Source organism: Pseudomonas sp. GXM4 (genome assembly GCF_008923895.1).
Taxonomy (GTDB): Bacteria; Pseudomonadota; Gammaproteobacteria; order Pseudomonadales; family Pseudomonadaceae; genus Aquipseudomonas; species Aquipseudomonas atacamensis.
In genome coordinates, this window is the sequence record NZ_WBRZ01000471.1 from 1 (window position 1) to 1847 (window position 1847).

The 1847-nt window shown below is 59.4% G+C and carries 2 protein-coding genes; one reads left to right on the plus strand and one right to left on the minus strand.

The window, feature by feature from the left end:
- Positions 1-58: 58 nt before the first annotated feature.
- The gene (locus F8N49_RS27490) at positions 59-505 is read right to left on the minus strand and encodes a MarR family winged helix-turn-helix transcriptional regulator (RefSeq protein ID WP_051600634.1); all 447 of its coding nucleotides are present in this window, start codon (positions 503-505) and stop codon (positions 59-61) included.
- Positions 506-586: 81 nt separating this feature from the next.
- Here F8N49_RS27490 and F8N49_RS27495 point away from each other — a divergent pair, with 81 nt between their 5' ends.
- Complete coding sequence (locus tag F8N49_RS27495; protein ID WP_151553292.1) at positions 587-1753, plus strand: PLP-dependent aminotransferase family protein; 1167 nt, start codon at positions 587-589, stop codon at positions 1751-1753.
- Positions 1754-1847: the final 94 nt, after the last annotated feature.

Here is a 1847-nt window from a genome sequence, read left to right on the forward strand (position 1 = left end):
CACCTTTGTAAAGCGTTCCCATGTGGGAGCGAGACTGCTCGCGAAGAGGGCGGTCCTGTCAATCAAGATGCGTCTGACTGCCCCCAAGCGCCAGATTCACCGCCAACCACCCATTCACCGCCGCTTCCCCAGCCTCGGCAAACACCCGCTCAAGCAATTTCACCTGCTCACGGCGCAACGCCTGCTCGAACTTCGCGCCTTCCGCCGTCAGCTCAAGCAGGCGCTTACGCTTGTCCGTCTGTGAAGCGACGCTGTCGACCAGATGCATTTCCTGCAACTGGCGCAGGGGCATGTTCAACGCTTGTTTGCTTACGCCCAGCAGGGCCAGCAACTCTTTCACACTCAGGTTCGGATAGCGCGCGATGAAAAACACGATGCGCTGATGTACCCGCGAGAGTCCGCGGCGCTCGAGCATTTCATCCGCCTTGGCCGTGAACGCCTGATAGCCGAAGAAGAACGCTTCCATGGCCTGTTGCTGACTTGCGGGGTTTTTAAGGTCAAGCATGTTGACGTACTCGCTCAAGCTGTCGTAGTTTCAGTCAACCAGTTTGACTCATTTTTTACCTGCCTCGCTACGGTGACCCCCATGGCTTTTTCCGAACGTGTCTCGCGCCTGAAAAGTTCTTTGATCCGAGAAATTCTCGCCGCCGCCCAGCGTCCAGAGGTGATGTCGTTTGCCGGCGGTCTGCCCGCTGAGGCGATGTTGCCGAAGGTGGAATGGGCCGAGATGCCGCTGTCGCTGGGGCAGTACGGCATGAGCGAAGGCGAGCCGGCCTTGCGCGAGGCGCTGGCGGCAGAGGCGAGGGCGCTAGGCCTTGCGTGCGAGGCGAGTCAGGTGCTGGTGGTCAGCGGCTCGCAGCAAACCCTGGATCTGGCGGCCAAGCTGTACATCGACAAGGGCACGGAGATTCTGTTGGAGGCGCCGACTTATCTGGCCGCGCTGCAAATCTTCCAACTGTTTGGCGCCGATTGCCTGACCGTGCCGCAGGAAGCCGACGGACCCAACCTGGCGCAACTGCGCAAACGTCTGGAACAACACCATCCGGCGTTTATCTACCTGATCCCGACTTTCCAGAATCCTTCCGCCGTGCGCTACAGCGAGGCCAAGCGCGCCGCAGTCGCGGCATTGCTCGATGAATTTGGCGTCACGCTGATTGAAGATGAGCCATACCGCGAACTGACTTTCGATGGTGGCAGCGCGAAGCCGATTGCCGCGCGTCTGAGAAAAGCCAGCTGGATCTACACCGGCACCGTCTCGAAAACCTTGCTCCCGGGTTTGCGTGTCGGTTACTTGATCGCGAGTCCGGATCTGTTCCCGCACCTGCTCAAACTCAAGCAATCGGCGGACCTGCACACCAATCGCATCGGCCAGTGGCAGGCGCTGCAATGGATCGGCTCGCAGAAGTATCAACAGCATTTGAGCGAGTTGCGGGATTTCTATCGGCAGCGGCGCGATGCGTTTCAGTTGGCGCTGGAAGAGCATTTTGCCGATCTGGCTGAGTGGAACATGCCCCAGGGCGGGCTGTTCTTCTGGCTGACGCTGAAGCAAACGCTGGATACGCGCACTTTGCTTAACGAGGCGTTGGCCAATGATGTGGCGTTCATGCCGGGTGAGCCGTTCTTTCCTGAGCCGGACAAGCATCATGGGCATTTGCGCTTGAACTTCAGCCACATTGATCCGGCGCGGCTGGATGAGGGGTTGAAGCGGTTGGCGGCGGTGGTGCGGCGGGCGCAGATGGGGAGGGCGGCCTGATAAGCAATAAACCGGCTGGAGGGCCGGTTTATCATTGTCTGAGTTTTGTGATGATTTGACGGGCCTCATCGCTGGCAAGCCAGCTCCCACAATT